The sequence below is a fragment of the Pontibacter populi genome (assembly GCF_040278685.1).
GTDB lineage: Bacteria > Bacteroidota > Bacteroidia > Cytophagales > Hymenobacteraceae > Pontibacter > Pontibacter populi.
This window is the reverse complement of sequence record NZ_JBEOKT010000010.1, coordinates 68,434-90,639: the sequence shown is the minus strand read 5'-3', so window position 1 is coordinate 90,639 and position 22,206 is coordinate 68,434. Positions and strand designations below refer to the sequence as shown.

Here is a 22,206-nt window from a genome sequence, read left to right as displayed (position 1 = left end):
TACTATAGTTGGATTTATAGTTCTATATTCACAGCCTGTCAAGCGGACAGGTCGCGACCTGTCCCTACGGAAATACAACCACGATAAATCTCGAAGCTTACCGGTTTGAACTATAGTTTAGCTTTTACTATCGAATTGATCTCAGTCTTTGGGTGGAGCGCCTTTGATTTATTGCGGTGGCGCAGCCAACCCGAGGTAACGAGGGTAGCAAGAAAGCAGCAGCGCGATGCCCGAAGACGGGGCCTCCCGGCCATGAGGGCACCAAAGCTAGACATGAAACGATAGGTGAGTAAAGCTCCCAGGATTGGAGATGATTTGAAAGGATAGCTTGGTTCAAGTTAGAAGTGAATCAAACTATAGAAACCAGATTTCTCACGCTGTTCGAAATGACAATGAAGCAAACTATAGGACACATAAGATTTCTCGACTTCATTCGATATAACAAATGCCTAAAACAAAAAAGGGCATCTTTACAGACGCCCCTTTTGAGATAATTCAGTACTATTAATGACGGAACATAAGTTCGCGATACTTTACTAAAGGCCAATCTTCATCATCAACCATCAGTTCCAGCTTATCTACACTGTAACGGATCGTGTCGAAGTAGCTGAACACCTGCTCGCGGTACATAATGGCACGCTCACGGGCATCTTCCACTTTATTGGCAACTTTACGGGCTTCTATCATTTCGTCAACGCTGCGCTGTATAGTTGTAATATGGCGCGACATTTTCTTGATAGCTTCCAGGGTAGTCTGCGTGTATTCATCTTCCAGGCCCAGTTCTTTCAGGCCGCGGATATTCTGGATCAGCTTGTTCTGGTAAGCTACTGCCGTAGGAATAACATGGTTCACAGCCAGGTCGCCCATAATACGCGATTCGATCTGTATCTTTTTGATATAATCTTCCAGCAATATCTCATGGCGGGCTCCCAATTCTACTTCTGTAAATATACCATGTTTCGAGAACAGGTCTTTTACTTCAGTTCTGTGGTACACATCCAATGCCAACGGTGTAGACTTTACATTTGATAAACCACGGCGCTCTGCTTCTTCTTCCCACTCTTTAGAATAACCATTTCCTTCGAAACGGATCGCTTTTGACGCTACCACATATTCACGTAAAACCTGTATAATAGCCAGCTCCTTCTTCATGCCTTTCACATCGATCAGTTCATCCACTACTTTGCGGAACTCGATCAGTTGGTCAGCAACTATAGTGTTCAGAACCGTCATAGAAGAGGAACTATTAGCAGATGAACCTACGGCACGGAACTCAAACTTATTACCAGTAAAGGCAAATGGTGACGTACGGTTACGGTCAGTGTTGTCGCGCAGCACTTCCGGAATGCGGTCGATGCCCAGTTTCAGGTACATGTTATCACCTTTCTCCATTGGCACTTTAGATGTACGCTCCAGTTCATCCAACACTGCTGTAAGTTGCTGGCCTACAAATACCGACATAATAGCCGGCGGCGCTTCGTTGGCTCCTAAACGGTGGTCGTTGCTGGCAGAAGCAATACTGGCACGAAGCAGGTCAGCGTGTTTGTAAACGGCCATCATCGTGTTGATGAAGAACGTCAGGAACTGCAGGTTTTCTTTCGGTTTTTTGCCCGGGCTCAGCAGGTTTATACCAGTGTTTGTGCTTAGTGCCCAGTTATTATGCTTTCCGCTACCATTAACGCCTTTATATGGTTTCTCGTGAAGCAATACTTTAAAGTGATGACGCTCAGCCACTCGCTCCATAATATCCATCAACAGTTGGTTATGGTCTACAGCAAGGTTAGCATCTTCATATGTAGGCGCACACTCAAACTGGTTCGGGGCTACCTCGTTGTGGCGGGTCCTTACCGGAATACCCAAACGTAAAGCCGACTTCTCAAAGTCAACCATAAAAGCGTGCACGCGGCTCGGGATTGATCCAAAATAATGGTCTTCAAGCTGCTGCCCTTTTGCCGGAGCATGTCCGAATAAAGTACGTCCAGTAAGTACCATATCAGGGCGGGCTTCCCAAAGCGCTCGGTCAACAAGGAAATACTCCTGCTCAATACCTAATGTAGTGTTTACTTTACTGACATCTTTATCAAAATACTGGCAAACCGGCAAAGCAGCATCGCCCAGCAGGTTCAACGATTTTAACAAAGGTGTTTTATAGTCCAGTGCTTCGCCTGTGTAAGAAACAAAGATCGTTGGAATGCAAAGCGTTTTTGCTCCGGCATTTTCGATCAGGAAAGCTGGTGACGACGGGTCCCAGGCGCTATAACCACGGGCTTCGAATGTATTACGGATGCCACCGCTTGGGAAAGATGATGCATCCGGCTCCTGCTGTACCAAGGCGCTTCCTCTAAAGCTTTCAATGGCTTCACCCTCTGATGTCAGGTCGAAAAAAGAATCGTGTTTTTCGGCGGTGGCGCCGGTTAGTGGCTGAAACCAGTGCGTATAGTGCGTGGCGCCTTTGCTCATGGCCCAGGTTCTCATGGCAGCTGCAACAGCATCGGCCAGGTTGCGGTCCACTTTTTCGCCTGCATCTATAGTTCGCTTTAGTTTCTTAAAATATTCCGATGATAGCGTGGCGCGCATTGCCTGCATGCTGAACACATTTTCGCCGAAGTATTCTGAAGCAACCTGAGCAGGCAGTGTTACTTTACAAGGTTCACGCCGACTTACAAGATCAAGCGCTTTAAAACGAAGAGTTGCCATGGTTTTTGGGTTGATATGTTTATTTGATGATGCAAAGTTAAGAGGAAATTAAAAAAGTCAACTATAGGGGTATATATTTTCAAGGGGCGTTTTAATGTTTTTTATACTTTTACAAACCAAGCCCCCTGTTTTTAATAGGGGGCAAAGTAACCGAAGCAATAATTTTTTAAATAACCCCCATTAATTTAACAAGCCATATAGTTTAACCAGCCTTGGAATTAACTTTATAGTTGAGATGTTAAATCAGGTTGGTAAGTGATTATCTTTGCACCCGTGAAAAAACCCTTATTCTTTCAACCACTATACTTCCTGTTCTGGGTTCTCTTTTTTGTAGTTTCCAGGGCGGCTTTTCTGCTATATCATGCCGATAACTCATCTGAGCTAACTATAAATGAACTGGCAGGTACATTTTGGTATGGCTCCAAACTCGATTTCTCGTTTGCTTCTTACCTTAGCGCTATTCCGTTTTTAGTTGCTTTCGTTGGTGTACTCTGGAAACGCTTTCCGGCTGCAGGTATTATCAGGTGGTATACCTTTGTGGTGTTAGGCATTGTATCGGTCTTACTGGCTGCCGACCTTGAACTTTACACGCACTGGGGTTTCCGGATGGATGCCACGCCTTTGCAATACATCAATACGCCAACAGAAATGGCTGCTTCGGCAGGCTCTGCTCCTATCTTTTTGTTAAGTTTTGTGGCTTTAGCCCTCACCGGCATTTTTGTGTTGCTATACAAACTATACTTCGATCTCCGGAACTATAGATCAGAACGTTTTTCATGGATCACAGCTGGTTTGTCGTTTTTTTTTATTGCCTTGTTAGTGCTGCCAATGCGCGGAGGTGTGCAGCAGATCCCGATCAACCAAAGTATCGCTTACTTTTCTGACAGGCCATTTACAAATCATGCCAGCCTGAATATGCCCTGGAACATGATGCACTCGATGCTGAAATATGGAGAACACAGCGCAAATCCTTACCAGTGCTTACCAGCCGACTCAGTAGAACATAAAGTAAAGCAACTATACGCCGCAGTTTCTGACTCTTCGCAGCAACTCGTGAAGCCGGGTAAGCCAAATGTGCTCTTTATTATATTAGAGAGTTACAGTGCTAAAATGGTAGAGCATTTGGGTGGAGAAAAAGGCATCACGCCAAACCTGGATAGGTTAGCACGCGAGGGAGTTACATTTACAAATTTTTACGCCAGCGGCGACCGAAGTCAGAAAGGAATGGTTTCTATTTTGAGCGGTTATCCTGTTCAGCCTGCCACCTCTATCGTTAAGATCCCTAAAAAGTCTGAAAAGCTCCCACAGTTGAGCCTGACTTTTGAGCAGCATGGTTATAAGACCAGTTTCTTTTATGGAGGTGAACTCGAGTTTGCCAATCTTAAATCGTACTTCGTGAATGGCGGGTATGACAAACTGATCGACAAATATGCGTTTCCGGCAGAAAGCTACAATAGTAAATGGGGAGCCCACGATCATGTGTTGTTTGAGCGTGTTTTAAAAGACCTGAAATCTGAAAAGGAACCGTTTTTTAGTACGGTTTACACCCTAAGCAGCCACGAACCGTTCGAGATCCCTACAGAGCCTAAGTTTCCGGTTACAGATGATGTAAGCAAATACCGAAACAGTGTGTACTATACCGACTGGGCATTGGGCAACTTTATAGCTGCAGCAAAAAAAGAGCCCTGGTGGGAGAATACGTTGGTTGTGTTAGTAGCAGACCATGGGCATCCTTACCCCAACAAAGACCCGAACCATGTGCCTAGCAGATTTCATATACCCTTTATACTAACCGGTGGAGCAGTTACAAAGCAAGGCCTAACTATAGATGCATTGGGTACACAGACAGACATTGCCGCAACTATACTTACTCAATTAGATTTGACTCATAACGAATATACCTGGAGCCGAAATTTGCTGGCGCCAACATCCAGCCCTTTTGCCTTTTATGTTTTCCAGGATGGATTTGGCTACCTCACGCCTAAAGGAGAAGTAACTTTTGACAATACTTCTAAAAAAGTGATAACGCAGGATAAAGCTGTAACAGCAGAGCAACTGGAGATGGGGAAAGCTTACCTGCAATATTCCTTCGACGATTTTGTGAAGAAGTAAAAGTAATTGTTACATTTTTAGATGGCTAAATTACTTTTTTCAGAATTTAACGATCAGGAATTTAACAATGTAGCCATTTAACCATTTAGCCTTAATTTTTGTACCTTTGCGGTTGATTATGAAAAAGGTAGCTTTTTATACATTAGGTTGTAAACTCAACTATTCCGAGACCAGCACAATAGGGCGAATTTTCCAGGAGCGTGGTTTTGAGAAGGTAGAGTTTACGGATACGCCTGATATTTATGTGATAAATACCTGCTCTGTTACCGATAACGCGGACAAAAAGTGCAGGAAAATTGTGAAGGAAGCGCAGAAGCACTCGCCAAACGCTTTCATAACTATACTTGGGTGCTACGCCCAGCTTAAGCCAAAAGAGATTTCTGAAATTCCGGGTGTAGATGCCGTTTTGGGCGCAGCTGAGAAGTTTCAGCTGGTAGATATACTGGAGGGTTTTACTAAAAAGGATAAGGCAGAAATTTATGCCAGCCCTATTTCGGAAGCCAACACATTCCATAACTCTTACTCTTTCGGCGACCGCACCCGCACGTTCCTGAAAGTACAGGATGGCTGCGATTATTCTTGCTCGTTCTGTACTATACCCTTGGCTCGAGGCAACAGCCGCTCCGATACTATAGAGAATGTTGTTCGCTCTGCTAATGAGATCGCTGAATCTGGAGTAAAAGAGATCGTATTAACAGGTGTGAATACCGGCGACTTTGGTTTGCAGGATGGTGAGCGAGTTGAAACTTTCTTTGATCTGGTGAAAGAATTAGACAAAGTGGAGAACATTGAGCGCTTCCGGATTTCATCTATCGAGCCAAACTTGCTGAAAGACGAGATCATAGAATATGTAGCGCAGAGCAATCGCTTCATGCCACATTTCCATATTCCGCTACAGTCGGGTTCAAACAAGATACTTAAACTAATGCGTCGCCGTTACCAACGCGAACTATACGCTGACCGTGTTGCTAAAATAAAAGCACTGATGCCGCATTGCTGTATTGGCGTAGATGTTATAGTTGGTTTCCCGGGCGAAACGGAAGAAGACTTTATTGAGACCTATAATTTTATAAATGGCCTTGATGTAAGTTACCTCCACGTGTTCCCATACTCAGAACGCGAAAATACCCTTGCACCTGATATGCCGGGCAAAGTAACTATTAAAGAGCGCAACCGCCGTGCGGATATGCTGCGCATCCTGTCTGAAAAAAAGAAGCGTTATTTTTACGAGCAAAACATAGGCCGCGAGTTTACGGTGCTGTTTGAAGATGACGTGAAAGATGGCGTTATGGAAGGCTGGACAGAGAATTATGTACGGGTTGCCGCCAAGTACGACCCGATTCTTGTAAACGAAATGAAGCATGTTCGCCTGACTGGTATAAATGCAACCGGGTTAATGGAAGCTGAAGAAACTTATACTGAAGTTTTAAAACATTAACTATATTTACCGACTAACAACCTTTTTAACTTAATAAACCAACCTGTGAAATTAACAAAGCTTGCCCTTGGCGTAACCTTGGCCTCACTTTCCCTGGCTGCCTGTAAGCAGGAGTCAGCAAAAACAGAAGGCTCTACTACAACCACCACATCTGATAGTACTGCAACAGAAGCTATAGGAGATGTGGTTTATGTGAATGCTGATACCTTATTAGCAAACTATGACCTGTTTAAAGATGTGCGCACCCGCCTGCAAGGCAAAGCACAGAAAGCTGAATCAGATCTGAAAGGCAAAGCTACAGCTTTTGAAAAGGAAGTTGGCCAGTACCAGCAGCGTGCAGCCAGCATGACCAACGAACAGCGTGCCGTAACTGAGCAGCGTTTAGCCCGTCGTCAGCAGGAACTAGCTAACCTGAATCAGTCTGAGAGTAACCGCCTGATGAGCGAAGAATCAGAGGAGCAGAAGAAGATCTACGATAAAGTAGAGACGTTCCTGAAAGACTATAGCAAAGAGAAAGGCTACAAAATGGTGCTTTCTTACTCGCGAGGTAACAGCGCTATCCTTTACAGCGACGAGTCTCTGGATATAACGCAGGAAGTATTAAAAGGCCTGAACGAAGCTTACGCGAAAGAAAAAGACGCTCCTAAAGAAGAAGCTAAAACCGAAGCTAAGAAGAAGTAAGCTTCAGCAAACTATAAATGGAAAGGCGGGTAACTCCCGCCTTTTTTATTTACAACAACTAAGTGAGTTGGAGTTTGGGACTTAGTAAATTTGAAATATAGAGAGAAAAACTCTTTCGGACTTCCAAGTCCGAAAGAGCTCTGCAAGGGACTTCCTAGTCCCCGTGGGTTAGCCTTCCTTTTATGCAGACAAGGATGTCGACAGCAGGCAAAGTTTCGGAAACAGATGTCCTGAACACCAATTTCTCCATTTTGCCTGCGAGCAATAGACAATACATAAAAAGTATGGGTAACTATAGTTACGACATAACTATTCAATTTAACAGCCAACTATAGAACTCATGTAAATAAGAACGGCCATTACAGTTATGTAATGGCCGTTCTTTTTATAGTTTCAACTATAGTTTACTCGTAACGAAGTGCTTCTATTGGGTCTAGTTTTGAGGCTTTGTAGGCTGGGTAAGAACCGGATATCACGCCAACAACCACACAAATAGTAAGGCCAACTATAACCCAGAGCCACGGAACTATAAAGCCGCCATCGCCTATAAGTGATGCAATGCCATTCCCCATCAGTATACCCAACATCACCCCTACAAAACCACCAAGCAAACAAATAACGATAGCTTCGATCAGGAACTGCTGACGGATCTGGAAAGCTGTAGCTCCTAATGCCTTTCTTACTCCTATCTCGCGGGTACGCTCGTTTACGGACACCATCATAATGTTCATCAAACCTACAGATGCACCTAGCAGCGTAATAAACCCGATCACAAAGCCACCGATCTTCAGATATCCGGATATCTCATTTAAACTTTCCAGTAAGGAGTCGCTGCGCTGTATTTCAAATGACTCCGCCTGCCCCAAAGGGTCCTGGCGCACATTTCGCATAATACCGGTAGCTTCGCCCATAACATAGTCCAGTTCTTCCGGTTTTGATATGATGGTTTTGATCTCAAAGCTCAGTTGTGAATTTCCGGTACGTGGTATCTGTCTGCCTGTTTCCAGCGGAATAATAATGGATCGATCGCCCGCATTGCCGCCCATGCTGCTTCCTTTCGTTTCCAGCATGCCCACAATTTTAAACCTGCGACCCAAAAAAGAAATATACTCGCCGATCGGGTTTGTTTTCGGGAAAAGATTCTTTTTGATTTCACTACCGATAATGGCCACATTAGCACCAAACTCAAGCTCATAGTTTGAGAAGCTTCTGCCCTGTTCCAGTTCCAGGCTTTTGCCCAGCAGGTAATGCTCATCGCCGGCAATGATATTAATGTTGGGGTTTGTTTTATCAGTCGCACTTTTAACAACCGTTGCCCCTGATATGTAAGCCGATAAACTCACGTTAGCTTTATCGCTTAAAAGATCTTTATACTGTGTAGCCTGCTCGTACGTAATTTCAGGGTATACTTTCTCGGCCCGGCCCTGTCGGTTACCACGGTTATTGTTTCCTTTGCGTTCAATGTCAAAAGCATTAGCGCCAAGGCTCGAAAAGGTCTGGTCAAGGGAGTGCTTAATACCGTCTACAGCCGTAAGTATACCAACCAGCGACATGATTCCTATCGAGATAATGAGCCCGGTAAGTACGGTTCTGAGCAGGTTACTCCGGATAGCACGAAGGCCTTCCCGTATATTTTCGATGAAGTTCATAGTTTACTTTGTGCGCTTTTGGAGCTTTTATCGTTTATAATAACAAAAGGCTGGCAACTAAGTTAGCTTCTTTTCTTTAATTAAGATTTGAAATTTATACTTTTAGTAAGATTTTAACTGCAAACCCGATGATTTTAAGGACTATCGCGCTTATTTTCTGTGCTTTTTTGTTGCAGGTAACAGCTTTTGCCAGCACGGTACTGATACCGATGGATGAGTCTCAGAAAGATCACCTCAAGTCGTATGGAGCGGCGTATTGGGTACTTTCCAAAAATATATCTGTAGACTGGCTGCTGAACTTTAAAGGCGGCAGTTTTGCTTTTACTCACGCTCCCCAAATCGAGAACGAGCTTATAGTCAGAGGTATCTCCTACCAGGTTATCTCTGATGCGCAATACAATTCCATTCTAAACCAGATCTCCGATCCGGAGGCCAATATGGACATTATGAAACTGGAGAAAGTGCCTAAAATTGCGGTGTACTCTCCAAAATCTAAAATGCCCTGGGACGATGCCGTAACGCTGGTGCTTACGTATGCCGAAATACCTTACGATATAGTGTATGACGATGAAATTTTAGGAGGCGATCTCCCTAAATACGACTGGATTCACCTGCACCACGAAGATTTTACAGGCCAGTATGGTAAGTTCTATGCCAGTTTCCGCCATTACCCCTGGTACCAGGAACAGCAGCGCGATGCAGAAGAATCTGCTACGAAGCACGGTTTTAAAAAAGTCTCGCAGATGAAACTAGCTGTGGTAAACAAGATCAAGGAGTTCTGTGCCGGTGGTGGTTTCCTGTTTGCCATGTGTTCTGCTACCGATACCTATGACATTGCCTTAGCAGCCGAAGGACTTGATTTTATTGAGTCGATGTATGATGGTGACGGCTCTGACCCGAATGCGCAGCAAAAGCTCGATTTCAGTAAGACCTTTGCCTTCCGTGATTTCAAACTGGTACGCAACCCGCTGGAGTACGAGTATTCAAACATTGATGTGCAGCCACAGGAGCGTCCTGTATCAGAAGAGAACGATTTTTTTCAGCTGTTTACCTTCTCAGCTAAATGGGACCCGATCCCGACCATGCTGACGCAGAACCACGCCAAAACTATAAAAGGCTTTATGGGCCAGACCACAGCCTTCAGAAAAAGCCTGGTTAAACCGGAAGTAGTAATTATGGGCGAAAATAAAGAGCTTGGTGAGATACGATACATGCATGGCACTTACGCTAAAGGCACCTGGACATTTTATGGAGGCCACGACCCGGAAGATTACCAGCATTTAGTAGGCGAAGACCCCACAGACCTTGCACTGCACCCCAATTCAGCGGGCTATAGGCTAATACTGAACAACATTCTCTTCCCGGCAGCTAAGAAAAAGAAGCAGAAAACTTGATTTCAGTTAACAGTAAACAATTAGCAGTAATCATTTGTCAACTAACATGTAATGATGAGAGTTAGAATTGTTAATGGATATAATGGAGTAAGTCCAAAAAAAGCAAAAAGGCCATTGAGAACTTCAGTGGCCTTTTTGCTATAGTTTACTGCTAAATGATAATTGTTAACTGTTTTCTGAATTAGTGCATTCTGTCCGGGCGGGGCTCAAGGTTTTTAATGATGTTGGCTTCGATCTCGAGGAGTTCGTTTAGTCTTGCGTCCACTTCTTCGGCGGGCATGTATTCTTTGGCCAGCTTTACAAAGCTTACATAATGCCCAGCCTCTGACACCATCAGTTCATAGTAGAATTTCTGAAGTTCTTCGTCAGCAATATTTTTCCAGAGCAGTTTAAAGCGCTCACAACTGCGGGCTTCTATCAGCGCATTTACGAGCAAATGGTCCATCAACTGCCGCTCGCGTTTATTGCCTTTTCTGATATGCTTTGCCAGTTCTACCACGTATTCATCTGGCCGGTTTCTGCCTAAACCATAGCCTCGTTTTTTAAGCTGTTCCAGCACACGCTCAAAATGGCTCCATTCTTCAGCAACCAGGTCGGTCATCTCTTCTACCAGGCGCGTTTTATCAGGGTACTTTACTATAAGCGAGATAGCCGAAGTAGCTGCTTTTTGTTCGCAGTAAGCATGATCAACCAGTATATCCTCAATGTTCTTTTCGGCAACATTGACCCATCGCGGGTCTGTTGGCAAATGCAGGCGAAGTATGGTTTTGGTAGGCTGTAGTTCAGACATTTAAACTTAATTGCTTAATTGTTGGAAGGTTTAATTGTTTAATCAGATGGCTCACTTAATTAGTTTCAGTTTACTTTTTCAACAATTAAGCAATTTATCCATTTAACAATTAGAATTTTTAATCAAAGAACATCCATTTAAGACCAAAAGTAAAGCTGCGGCGAAGACCAGGATACCCCGGAGTTTCGTAATAGCCAGGCTCCCATAGATTATAGTTGGCGTGGGCCAGTTTTACAAAAACATTTACCGTTTTAATGTCAGCTGTCAGGAAAACGTCGAATACCGGGTACGTTTTGGTTGTGAAGTCGTTCTGCAAATAAAACTGCTGCGTTACCGGCATATAGGCATCTGCTCTGTAACCAGTCGGCAAATACATTTCAACCCCGATCTGGGTAAAAAGAGCATTTTTGAAGATGTGCCCCTGAAAGTATAGTTTAGAATTAACCAGCCATTCCGGTATGCGGATAGCCGTTGCGTTGTCGGTGTTGGTATAGTTTATAAAGTTCTCGAAGTGGATACTGCCCAGGCGAAGGTGGTTTACAAACTGTGCTTCCAGTAGTTGCTGGCTTTCGCTGATCTGCATCGGCTCTGCATCCGTGTTATATACTACAAGCCTGCTGATATTGGTATAGGCGCCACTGAGTTTTACAAATAAGCGGGTACCGAATTGGTGACGCAGACTTGCCTTGCTCTGGTCAGTTATAGTTGTCTTAAAGTCGCGGTTGTCCCAGATAGAATGATTACTGATATGGTACTGCTCCAGCAGAGAAGGCGATTGTCTTACTCTGGTCTGAAGTAACTCCAGGCCCTTAAAACGAGCTCCTGCCTGCAATCTGTAGTTGTCTACAAGCTGGTACTCCCCCTCTCCGAACAACAGGTATTTGTCCTGGTAATTAAACTGCAACTTACCGCCAACAAAAACCTGGTTCTGAGTTAAATCATCCGAAATAATGTCGCCTACTACAGTTGTATCCGGGGTTATAGTTTGGATAGCGCTATAGTCTACTTTGCTGTTTCGTTGTTTAATGTAGGCTTTGTAGTAAGAGATACTTGTGTTACCCGCAAAACCGAACTCATTTTCGAACTCTCTATAGTTGGTCTTATCCAGTGTTCGGGCCGAACTATAAATTTCCTGCGAATAAAAATCTCTGATACTATCTCCTTGCTCTGGTAAACGATCGTCGCGGTAGGTAGTATTTTGTTTACGCCAATCGAAACGATGATACGCTTTCAGGTTTTCGCCAACAATCTTGAGCATGTGCAACAAATGATAATTGTGGCGTACTTCGTCTGTAACAGCTTCATTTAGAAATACCAGTTCATTCTCATAAGTGAAAAGGCTGTCCGGGGTATCGTCAGTATCACTAGGTTTCAGGCCACCTGTTTCGATATGCTCGTGGTTAAGGTGGGTATAGTTCGAGAATAGTTCATACTTCTCGCTCTTAGATCGGTAATGTGTAAATGCCTTCACGGCCTGGTTATCTACCAGACCGTCGTCGCGCAGGTTAGTCGGCCCGATTTGTTTATTAGCAGCAATTATCTGGTAAGCCACGCCAAAGTTAAACCGCTCCGTAATGTTACGTGCATAGGTAACTTCAAACACCTGTTCGCCGCGCTGGCCCTGCACATAATACAAATGCGAATAAGGAGAACGGGTATCGTAGTAATTTATATTGTCGGGATTATAAGCATACCGGTCGAATGCGTTTTTGCCGAACCTTGCTCCTATGCGGGTAGGTAGTTTATATAGTAAGGGCTGCGATGCTGTCCCAATATTTCCCAGGTGTTGGTAATAAGCAGTATCCTGAAACCAGTAGCGTTGGTTATGAATGTTCTGAATTGTTGTATCAATGCGTTGCTCGCGGTAACGGCCTTCCAGCACATCAATCTCATACAGGCGAAGCGTAGTTTTAGGACCATATAACGCTCTGGTTGTATCATCCAGAATACTACCCGGCTTACTGGTCAGGGTTGTATCCTGATCCGGCCGGTTTGGTTGCTGTTGCTGCTGGGTTCTCTGCGGATTTTGCTGTGCAGGTCTGGCCGTATTGGTGCGCTCAGGCTGTCGCTGACGGGGTCGTATCTGGGCAAAGGTTTCAGTTAGGCTGAGTATGGCCAGCAAAAACAGGATTATTGGGAAGCTTTTAATTCTCACAGTTCAAAATTAGTGTTTTTATCACAACAAACAGCGAAATAGTTACCTGCCGGTGTAGCTCTGTACATGTTGCAGTACCAGTTCGTTGAAGGCATCACCACCTCGCAAAAAGTAGACTTCTATAGGTATATAAAAAAGTGGTAATTGTAAACTATAGTTCTGTAACGATGCATCCATCAGTTTTACTGCATCTTTACGGGTAGTTAGTACGATCGTATCTTTAGGAAGCTTTTTTAGTTCTTTCTTTAACCCCACCAGATCTGTTGAACTATAGCTGTAATGGTCAGGAAAGGAGGCATGATGCAGGAGCTTAAACTGGTGTTCTTTCAGATATTGCTTTAGTGGCTCGGCATTGGCAATACCCGTTAGCAAAACGATGTGTTTACTAACTTGCTTTTCTGCCCCCATAGATACCAGTTGTCCGTACCGGAACCCTGTAAAAAAAACAGGCGTATCGGGTCGGCTATAGTTATGGATGCGTGAACGAATGCTATCCATTTCGGAAGGCTGTATAGTTGTAGGGCACTTGCTGACTATAATGGCATCGGCCCGTCGGGCTCCATGCTTTGGTTCGCGCAATAAACCGGCCGGCAGCATGTGATCTTTAAAAAACAGGCGGTTATGGTCTGTAATGAGCAAGTTTAAAGATGGCTGAATGGCGCAGTGCTGCATGGCATCATCCAGCACTATAACTTCCGGTTTAGGGCTACCTTGTAAAAGCTGCTCTACGCCTTCTACCCTTTTTTCGCTAACCGCGACCTGCACCTCCGGAAAATCTGAGTGATACTGGAAAGGCTCGTCACCTAAAGTTGTGGCAGTAGCTTTATCATCTGCCAACACGAAACCTTTAGTAGATCGTTTATACCCCCGGCTTAGGGTAGCTACTTTATAGTTATGTAACAACCGAAGCAGGTATTCTACATGAGGCGTTTTGCCGGTTCCGCCAACTGTTAAGTTACCAACCGCAATAACAGGCATATCAAACTTACGAGAAGTAAACCAGCCTTTATTATAGGCCGTATTCCGGAGCGACGTAATGCCACCGTACAATGCAGCAAAAGGCCAGAGCAACAGTTTCAGTTTATCCATGTATGTTTGTATCGAAAGCAAATTTAAAATTAATTTTAACGACCTGACAAAGGCTGTCTAAATTATAAACTATAAACGATGCCACAGATAAAAGATATAGTTCGTGTACTGGAACAATATGCTCCGCTCGCTTACCAGGAAAGTTACGATAATGCCGGCCTGCAAACCGGTGATGTGAATGATGAAGTTACCGGAGTTTTGCTGAGCCTGGACTGCACGGAAGCCGTTATTAAAGAAGCTATAGAAAAAGGCTGTAACATGGTGGTAGCCCATCACCCGGTTATTTTTAAAGGTGTAAAATCACTGACCGGTAAAAGTTATGTAGAACGAACTATTATTAAAGCCATTCAGAATAATATTGCCATTTATGCCTCGCACACCAACCTCGATAGCGTGCATAATGGCGTAAATGCTAAGATCGCTGAAAAGATTGGACTCAAAAACGTAAAAGTTCTCTCCAAAAAATCTCACACGTTAATGCAGCTCGCTTTTTTCGTGCCTGTTGCTGATACCGAAAAAGTTTTGGAAGCCGTGCATGAAGCCGGCGCCGGACAGATCGGGGAATACAGTGACTGTAGTTTCCAGGTGCAGGGAACGGGCCGCTTTACCCCTTCTGAAAATGCCGACCCAACTATAGGCGAAAGAGGTAAACCGGAACAGGTACAGGAAAACCGCATCGAAATGGTGTTCCCAGCTTTTAAGCAGCATATAATTATGGATGCCCTGCTTAAAGCGCATCCATACGAAGAAGTTGCCCATTTCCTGACGGTGCTCGAAAACCCGAACCAGGAAGTAGGCATTGGTATGATCGGTGAGCTTGAGAACGAACTGACAGAAGAAGCATTCCTGGCTTACCTGAAACAGAAAATGAACCTGCAGGGCCTGCGCTACACAACTATAGGAAATAAAAAGGTAAAAAAAGTGGCTGTTTGTGGTGGTGCCGGAAGTTTCCTGATCAAAGATGCAATACGCTCAGGTGCTGATGCTTTTGTGACTGGCGACGTAAAATATCATGAGTTTTTTGATGCGGAAGGCAAGCTGATGATAGCCGATATTGGCCATTATGAAAGCGAAGTATATACAAAGGAGATTTTTTATGGTACTATATCAAAAAACTTTCCTAATTTTGCAGTCTATTTATCAGAAATAAACACAAACCCTATCAGATACACCTATTAATACATGGAAAGTACGGTAGCCAGCAAATTGGAAGCATTACTAAAGCTTCAGAGCATCGATTCGCAGCTTGATGAAATTAGACGCGTAAGGGGTGATTTACCCGAAGAGGTTCAGGACCTTGAGGATGAGATTGAAGGCTACGAGGTTCGTGTTCGCAAGTTTGATGACGAAGTTGCAGCCCTAAACGATTCTATCGCGCAGCGCAAACAGTCTATCAAAGACGCAGAGTCACTTATCCGTAAGTATGAAGACCAGCAGCAGAACGTTCGCAACAACCGCGAGTATGATGCTATCACGAAAGAGATAGAACTGCAGAAGCTGGAGATTCAGGTAGCAGAAAAGAAGATCAGAGAAGCCCACTACCAGATCGAGCAGAAAATTGCTGAGATTGAAGGTACAAAAGGCCGCCTGGAAGAGCGTCGTAAAGACCTTGACAACAAAAGGCACGAACTTGATCAGATCGTATCTGAGAGCGAAGAAGAAGAAAAAGCTTTAGAGAAAGACAGAGAGTCTGCTTCACATAATATCGAGGAGCGCCTGCTTTCTGCTTACAATCGTATCCGTAAGAATGTGCGCAACGGCCTTGCTGTTGTACAGGTTAAGCGTGATGCATGTGGCGGTTGTTTTAACACAGTTCCTCCGCAACGCCAGGCTGACATTGCAGCTCAGAAAAAAGTTATCGTTTGCGAACACTGCGGCCGTATTCTGGCTGGTGTTGAGCAGCGTGTATTCTAATTCAGAATTTTGCGCGTTAATCGCACACATAGTATAGTAAAAAGGATGGCTCAACCCCATCCTTTTTTTTTGTTACTGCTGGCTCTCCTTTGCCTGCACCTGCCCTCTTTTGCCAATTCGTATCTTAACGCGCAGCTAACCAAAGCATATTCCGAAACCCTGAAACTAAAGCTGGCCAACAGCAGAACTATAGTTCAGAAAGAACTTCGGCAAAACGAAAAGAATGCAGTCTCGCTGTTGCTTGCCAACTATAACGATTTCCTGGATATCTGCACGGAACAGGACCAGACAGAACTTGATAAGCTGATAGAGGCACAGGAAGTACGGCTAGATAAACTCGATGATCTAAAAGAGAAGTCGGTTTGGGTGGCTTATGCGAAGGCGGAAATAAGAGCGCAACTTGCCATGAGCGAATTGCTGTTTGGCAACCGCGTAGCTGCCGCCTGGGATTTCCGGAAAGCGTATCTGCAGTTTCAATCGAACTCCAGAAAGTACCCTGAATTTGTCCCTAACCGGAAAACGCTGGGCGTAATGCAGGTGCTGCTAGGTTCGGTGCCCGACGAGTACAAATGGTTTCTAAATATTGTTGGTCTGGGTGGAAATACGGCAGCCGGACTTTTGAATCTGCGCCAAGCTGCTACGGAACCAAACCTTTTCCAGGATGAAGCAAAATTACTACACGCCCTGCTTTTGCAGCTACTTGATGAGGATAATGCCAGATCTACATTACCACAGATATCAGCCTTAGCTAAAGCGCAATCTGACAACCTGCTATTTAACTTTGTGGCTGTATTGCTGCATAAAAAAGCCAAAAAAGCAGATGTAGCGCTGCAGTTTTATCAAACCCGACCAACAAGTGGCAATTATAGTTCGTTTCCATACATGCATCATATGGCGGCAGACCTGTACCTTTTCCGGGGAGATTATGACGCATCTGTAAAAGAGAACCGTTATTTTCTGGCACAGCATAAGGGCAAACATTACCTGAAGGCGGCTAACTTTAAACTATACCTGGCTTACTGGCTAAGCAACCATAAACCGCAGGCAAAGTGGCATTTCCAGCAAGTAAGGCAAGTGGGTGCAACTATAACTGAAGAAGATAAATACGCTGATAACTATGTCAGCAGAAACGAAGAGCCGAATCGTTATTTGTTGCTTGCCCGACTACATTCAGATGGCGGGTATTTTGATAAGGCGCTAAAAGAAGTGAACAAACTGGAAATTACAAAAGAAACGCCTTTGCCCGTTCGTGCTGAATATTATTACCGTAAGGCCCGCATTTATCATGGTGAGCAGCAAATAATACCAGCCATTAAAAACTACGAAAAAACTATAACTGCCTCTGCTGATGAGCCTTTGTATTTCTCTGCTCATGCATCGCTTCAGCTGGGTTATATTTATCAGCAACAACAGAAAAACGATCTAGCCAGAAAGTATTACCTGCAGGCACAAAACTATAGCAACCATGCTTACAAGAACAGTATCCAGGCCAAAGCTAAATTAGCGCTCTCCACTCTCCCATAGTTTCACCCAATGCCGTCTCTAGAAATAAACTATAAAGAACTACCTGTTACTCCTGAGGAATTCCGGCTGAAAGCGCTTTCCTGGGCAGATGCTTTTCCGCAGGTTGCCTATTATTACGATCACAACATACCATACCCGCACCAAGGTTTTAAGCACATGCTCGCTGTATCTGGTGGGGCAACTATAGTTTTTGATCCTACCAACCCTTTTGATAGCCTTCGGGATGAACTTCAAAAGCAACAAATGCTGTGTGGTTACTTAGGCTATGACCTGAAGAATAACATCGAAAAACTGGAGAGTAAAAACCCTGATGGTTTGGGCTTTCCAACTATATTTTTCTTTGTTCCGGAAATTACTTTATACTTTAATGAAGCAAGCATAACTATAGAATACTCAGGTTTTTATATTCAGAACGTACTTGAATATATATTGGCTGCTCCGGCAGCACAACCAGCAAAACCGAGAGGCATAACTATACAGCAACGCGTTACCAGAACCGACTATGTGGCCCAGGTTGAAAAGGTACGTCAGCACATTCTGGAAGGCGATGTTTATGAGTTGAATTACTGCATGGAGTTCTTTGCCGAAGAAGCAACTATAGACCCGCTATTTTTATACCTGGCTTTATCCGAAACGTCTCCTACTCCATTTTCCGGTTACCTGAAATTTGACGACAACTACCTGCTTTGCGCATCACCTGAGCGTTTCCTGAAAAAAGCTGGTACAACTATAGTTTCACAGCCTATTAAAGGAACTATAAGACGTGGCATAACACCTGAAGAAGACGAAAAACTACGTTACCAGTTGCGCCACGACGAAAAAGAGCTGGCCGAAAATATGATGATCGTGGACCTGGTACGCAACGACCTGAGCCGGACCTGCGAGGTGGGGTCTGTAAACGTTGAAGAAATGTTTGGAACCTATGGTTTCAGGCAGGTGTGGCAGATGATCTCAACTATAACAGGAACTATAAAACCTGGGAATAGCATTTCAGACGTTATAATAGGTGCCTTCCCGATGGGCAGCATGACCGGTGCACCCAAGATCAGCGCCATGAAGATCATTGATGATCTAGAAGCTACAAAGCGTGGACTTTACTCCGGAGCTTTTGGTTACATTACCCCAACCCAGGACTGCGATTTTAATGTGGTCATCCGAAGTATTCAATATAATGCTGCACAAAAATACCTGAACTTTATGGTTGGTAGCGCCATTACTTACGATTCCGACCCCGAACGCGAATACGAAGAATGTTTATTGAAAGCTCAGGCGATGATGAATGTTCTAATGAGTAATTAATCTGATATACTTATAATTAAGTTTCCTTGAACTAATCACTATTCTTTAATCATTATTAATTAATCATTCTCTCTGCCATTCTGTCACGGTTTTAAAACGGAATGTAGTATATTTGTAGCTCAAAGAGTTTATTAGCATGAATCCAATCCTAGATCTTGATTTTATAGATAATCGTACGCCGGAACAAGCCAATGCGGCTGCATCCTGCGATACGCAGGTTTCGAAAGAGACAAATACAGGCCGTTCCCGCAAACTATACATCGAAAGCTATGGTTGCGCCATGAATTTCTCGGATAGTGAGATCGTGTCGTCGATCATGTTTGAACAGGGCTTTGATACCACTGCTGATATTGCTCAGGCTGACCTGGTTTTCCTAAACACCTGCTCTATACGTGAGAAAGCTGAGCAAACGGTTCGTAACCGCTTAGGTCAGATCAATCATTTCAAGAAAAAAAAACCGGGAATGATGGTTGGGGTTTTGGGCTGTATGGCCGAACGCCTGAAAAAATCATTGCTGGAAGAAGAGAAAATTGTTGACCTGGTAGTTGGCCCGGATGCTTACCGCGACCTGCCAAACCTGATAAACGAAGTAGATGGCGGTCAAAAGGCAGTTAACGTTTTACTTTCCCGCGAAGAAACGTACGCTGATATCAATCCTATCCGACTGAATAGCAATGGTGTAAGTGCGTTTATCTCGATTATGCGAGGTTGCGATAACATGTGCTCTTTCTGTGTGGTACCATTTACCCGTGGCCGTGAGCGTTCACGTGATGCTCATTCTATAGTTCGTGAAGCCCAGGCACTGGTTGATCAGGGATATAAAGAAGTAACGCTGCTTGGCCAGAATGTGGACTCGTATAAGTGGGCTTCGGAAGATGGCACTGAGAACGTGAACTTTGCACAGTTGCTTGAAATGGTAGCGCTGCTTTCCCCTGATCTGCGTATTCGTTTCTCTACTTCGCACCCGAAAGACATTACAGATGAAGTGCTTTACACCATGAAAAAGTACGACAACATCTGCAAATACATACACCTGCCAGCACAAAGTGGTAACTCCCGCGTGCTGGAGTTGATGAACCGCACTTACGACCGCGATTGGTACATTAACCGTGTTGATGCCATACGTGCTATACTTGGCGAAGACTGCGGTATCTCTTCAGACATGATCGCTGGTTTCTGTACGGAAACCGAAGAAGAACACCAGGACACTTTGAGCCTGATGGATTACGTGCAGTACGACTACTCTTACATGTTCTTCTACTCAGAGCGTCCAGGTACACTGGCAGCTCGCAAACTGGAGGACGATATTCCGCTGGAAGTGAAAAAACGTCGTCTGGACGAGATCATTAACAAGCAGCGTGAAACCTCCCTGGCACGCAACAAACGTGATATTGGCAAGGTGCATAAAGTATTGGTGGAAGGTACATCCAAGAAATCGGAAGACCAGCTGAGCGGACGCAACGACCAGAATAAAGTAGTGATCTTCGATAAGAAGCACTATAAAAAAGGCGACTATGTGAACGTGCTGGTACACGATTGCAGCGTAGGCACCCTTTTCGGGGAAGCCATTGATTAGATTTGGAAATTTGAAGATGTGAAAATTCTACTTCAGCACATCTTCAAATCTCCACATTTCCAAATCTTCAAACTATAAAAATGCGCAACATCGATATTCAAAGTATAAAACAGCGATTTGGGATTATTGGCAATTCGCCGCAGCTGAACTATGCCATACAGGTAGCGGCGCAGGTGGCTCCTACCGAAATGACAGTGCTGATAACAGGTGAAAGTGGTAGTGGTAAAGAGTCTTTCTCCAAGATCATCCACCACCTTAGTCCGCGCAAACATGGTCAGTTTATAGCTATTAACTGCGGCGCCATTCCGGAAGGAACTATAGATTCTGAGCTTTTCGGCCATGAAAAGGGCTCTTTTACCGGAGCGCACGATACCCGCAAAGGCTATTTTGAAGTTACAGATGGTGGTACAATTTTCCTGGATGAGATAGGTGAAATGCCGCTCGGAACCCAGGCCCGTTTGCTGAGAGTGCTGGAAAATGGTGAGTTCATTAAGGTTGGCTCATCTAAAGTACAGAAAACAGATGTGCGCGTAGTAGCTGCTACTAACGTGAATTTGCTTAATGCTGTCGAGAAAGGCCGTTTCAGGGAAGACTTATACTATAGATTAAATACGGTTCCGATTACAGTACCGCCATTGCGCGAGCGAGGCGACGATGTGTACCTGCTGTTCCGCAAGTTTGCCAGCGACTTTGCTGAAAAATACCGTGTTAAACCAATCACGCTTACGCCAGAAGCAATAAAACTTTTACTTGCCTTCAGGTTTCCTGGTAATATTCGTCAGCTAAAAAATATAGTGGAGCAGATCTCGGTGCTGGAATATGAGCGTGAGATTGATGCAGAGACAATGAAACGTTACCTGCCACGCGATCAGGCCAGCCATGTTCCTGCTTTACTGAATGCTGAAAAAGCTGCAGAACAGCCTTTCTCGGAACGCGACATCTTATATAAAGTGTTGTTTGAGATGCGCCGCGACGTGTCGGATCTGAAAAAGCTTGTGTTTGAAATGCTCACGCAACAGCCGGTTGAAGCTGATCTTTTGAAAGAACACGAACATTTGTTTGAAAATATTGGTCAGTTTGAAGGTCGTACTTACCCAACCCAGGAACAATCTGATGCTTTCTACCTGCCAATGAAACAGGCACAGCCACACGAGTATGACGATCAAAAAATAGAGGACATCCAGCACGAAAATGCCGAAGAAAGTCTATCTTTAGAAGATAAGGAAAAAGAGTTGATCGTGAAGGCGCTGAAGAAGCATAACAACAAGCGTAAATACGCTGCACAGGACCTTGGCATATCAGAAAGAACGCTGTACAGAAAACTGAAACAGTATGAAATTGAAGAATAAACTAACAAAACTTTATATGTTGCCCCTGCTATTACTACTAACTATAGTTAGCGGCTGTGGAGTATATTCTTTTACCGGTACTACCATCTCCCCGGACATCAAAACCATCTCGATTCAGAACTTTGAGAACCCGACGGGTGAAGGACCTGCCAATTTAACGCAGCTGGTAACAAACAATTTCAAAGACTACTATCGCCGCAATACTAACCTTAATATATTGCAACAGGAAGGCGACCTGCAACTCGAAGGCCAGATTGTGAGCTTTACCGTTACGCCGGCTGCTATTCAACGAGAAGGCGAGCTTGACCAGGCATCCCTGAACAGGCTTACGTTGGGCATACAGGTTCGCTTTACAAACAACATGAACCCCGATGAGAATTTCGACCAACTGTTCTCTATATCACAGGACTTTGCACAGGACAGGGACGTTACGCAACTATCGCCTGCAGAAATAGAAGCTTTAACAGAGCGTCTGGTAACGGATGTGTTTAACAAAACAGTTGCAAACTGGTAACTTTTAGCCCTTTAAGTACAGATCA

The 22,206-nt window shown here is 44.3% G+C and carries 16 protein-coding genes; 11 read left to right on the top strand and 5 right to left on the bottom strand.

The window, feature by feature from the left end; all coding sequences use genetic code 11:
• Window positions 1-504: 504 nt before the first annotated feature.
• On the bottom strand, window positions 505-2,697 hold the full coding sequence (locus tag ABS362_RS12440) for a glutamine synthetase III family protein (RefSeq protein ID WP_350412805.1): 2,193 nt from the start codon (window positions 2,695-2,697) through the stop codon (window positions 505-507).
• Window positions 2,698-2,970: 273 nt separating this feature from the next.
• Between ABS362_RS12440 and ABS362_RS12435 the strand changes: the two genes are divergently transcribed.
• The 3 genes from ABS362_RS12435 to ABS362_RS12425 all read left to right on the top strand — a co-directional run bounded on the left by ABS362_RS12435 (window position 2,971) and on the right by ABS362_RS12425 (window position 6,928).
• A complete protein-coding gene (locus tag ABS362_RS12435) occupies window positions 2,971-4,809 on the top strand; it encodes an LTA synthase family protein (RefSeq protein WP_350412804.1) in 1,839 nt (612 codons plus the stop codon).
• Window positions 4,810-4,927: 118 nt separating this feature from the next.
• Window positions 4,928-6,247, top strand: coding sequence for a tRNA (N(6)-L-threonylcarbamoyladenosine(37)-C(2))-methylthiotransferase MtaB (gene mtaB / locus ABS362_RS12430; RefSeq protein ID WP_350412803.1), 1,320 nt, complete (start codon window positions 4,928-4,930; stop codon window positions 6,245-6,247).
• A gap of 45 nt (window positions 6,248-6,292) precedes the next feature.
• Complete coding sequence (locus ABS362_RS12425) at window positions 6,293-6,928, top strand: OmpH/Skp family outer membrane protein (RefSeq protein WP_350412802.1); 636 nt, start codon at window positions 6,293-6,295, stop codon at window positions 6,926-6,928.
• Window positions 6,929-7,332: 404 nt separating this feature from the next.
• On the opposite strand, the gene ABS362_RS12420 is transcribed toward ABS362_RS12425, so the two are convergent.
• The gene (locus tag ABS362_RS12420) at window positions 7,333-8,577 is read right to left on the bottom strand and encodes an ABC transporter permease (protein WP_350412801.1); all 1,245 of its coding nucleotides are present in this window, start codon (window positions 8,575-8,577) and stop codon (window positions 7,333-7,335) included.
• Between the two features lie 128 nt (window positions 8,578-8,705).
• Here ABS362_RS12420 and ABS362_RS12415 point away from each other — a divergent pair, with 128 nt between their 5' ends.
• On the top strand, window positions 8,706-9,971 hold the full coding sequence (locus ABS362_RS12415; RefSeq protein WP_350412800.1) for an asparagine synthetase B: 1,266 nt from the start codon (window positions 8,706-8,708) through the stop codon (window positions 9,969-9,971).
• Between the two features lie 181 nt (window positions 9,972-10,152).
• On the opposite strand, the gene ABS362_RS12410 is transcribed toward ABS362_RS12415, so the two are convergent.
• The 3 genes from ABS362_RS12410 to lpxK all read right to left on the bottom strand — a co-directional run bounded on the left by ABS362_RS12410 (window position 10,153) and on the right by lpxK (window position 14,005).
• Window positions 10,153-10,761 carry a MiaE family protein gene (locus ABS362_RS12410; RefSeq protein ID WP_350412799.1) on the bottom strand — a complete coding sequence of 203 codons (609 nt, stop codon included), beginning with the start codon at window positions 10,759-10,761 and terminating at the stop codon, window positions 10,153-10,155.
• Window positions 10,762-10,879: 118 nt separating this feature from the next.
• Window positions 10,880-12,916 (bottom strand): putative porin, encoded by a 2,037-nt coding sequence (locus ABS362_RS12405; RefSeq protein WP_350412798.1) that lies wholly within the window; start codon window positions 12,914-12,916, stop codon window positions 10,880-10,882.
• A gap of 42 nt (window positions 12,917-12,958) precedes the next feature.
• Window positions 12,959-14,005 carry a tetraacyldisaccharide 4'-kinase gene (gene lpxK, locus ABS362_RS12400; protein WP_350412797.1) on the bottom strand — a complete coding sequence of 349 codons (1,047 nt, stop codon included), beginning with the start codon at window positions 14,003-14,005 and terminating at the stop codon, window positions 12,959-12,961.
• 78 nt (window positions 14,006-14,083) lie between these two features.
• On the opposite strand from lpxK, the gene ABS362_RS12395 reads away from it, so the two are divergent.
• From ABS362_RS12395 to ABS362_RS12365, 7 genes are all read left to right on the top strand, one after another.
• Complete coding sequence (locus ABS362_RS12395; protein WP_350412796.1) at window positions 14,084-15,184, top strand: Nif3-like dinuclear metal center hexameric protein; 1,101 nt, start codon at window positions 14,084-14,086, stop codon at window positions 15,182-15,184.
• Window positions 15,185-15,187: 3 nt separating this feature from the next.
• Window positions 15,188-15,919: a zinc ribbon domain-containing protein gene (locus ABS362_RS12390; protein WP_350412795.1), complete on the top strand. Its 732-nt coding sequence runs from the start codon at window positions 15,188-15,190 to the stop codon at window positions 15,917-15,919.
• Between the two features lie 45 nt (window positions 15,920-15,964).
• A complete protein-coding gene (locus ABS362_RS12385; RefSeq protein WP_350412794.1) occupies window positions 15,965-17,443 on the top strand; it encodes a tetratricopeptide repeat protein in 1,479 nt (492 codons plus the stop codon).
• Window positions 17,444-17,452: 9 nt separating this feature from the next.
• On the top strand, window positions 17,453-18,742 hold the full coding sequence (locus ABS362_RS12380; protein WP_350412793.1) for an anthranilate synthase component I family protein: 1,290 nt from the start codon (window positions 17,453-17,455) through the stop codon (window positions 18,740-18,742).
• A 136-nt stretch (window positions 18,743-18,878) separates the two neighbouring features.
• The gene (gene miaB, locus ABS362_RS12375) at window positions 18,879-20,318 is read left to right on the top strand and encodes a tRNA (N6-isopentenyl adenosine(37)-C2)-methylthiotransferase MiaB (RefSeq protein ID WP_350412792.1); all 1,440 of its coding nucleotides are present in this window, start codon (window positions 18,879-18,881) and stop codon (window positions 20,316-20,318) included.
• Between the two features lie 80 nt (window positions 20,319-20,398).
• The gene (locus ABS362_RS12370; protein ID WP_350412791.1) at window positions 20,399-21,667 is read left to right on the top strand and encodes a sigma-54 interaction domain-containing protein; all 1,269 of its coding nucleotides are present in this window, start codon (window positions 20,399-20,401) and stop codon (window positions 21,665-21,667) included.
• Entirely contained in the window at window positions 21,651-22,181 is a 531-nt protein-coding gene (locus ABS362_RS12365) for an LptE family protein (RefSeq protein WP_350412790.1), read from the top strand. The genes ABS362_RS12370 and ABS362_RS12365 overlap by 17 nt, the downstream gene beginning before the upstream one ends.
• Window positions 22,182-22,206: the final 25 nt, after the last annotated feature.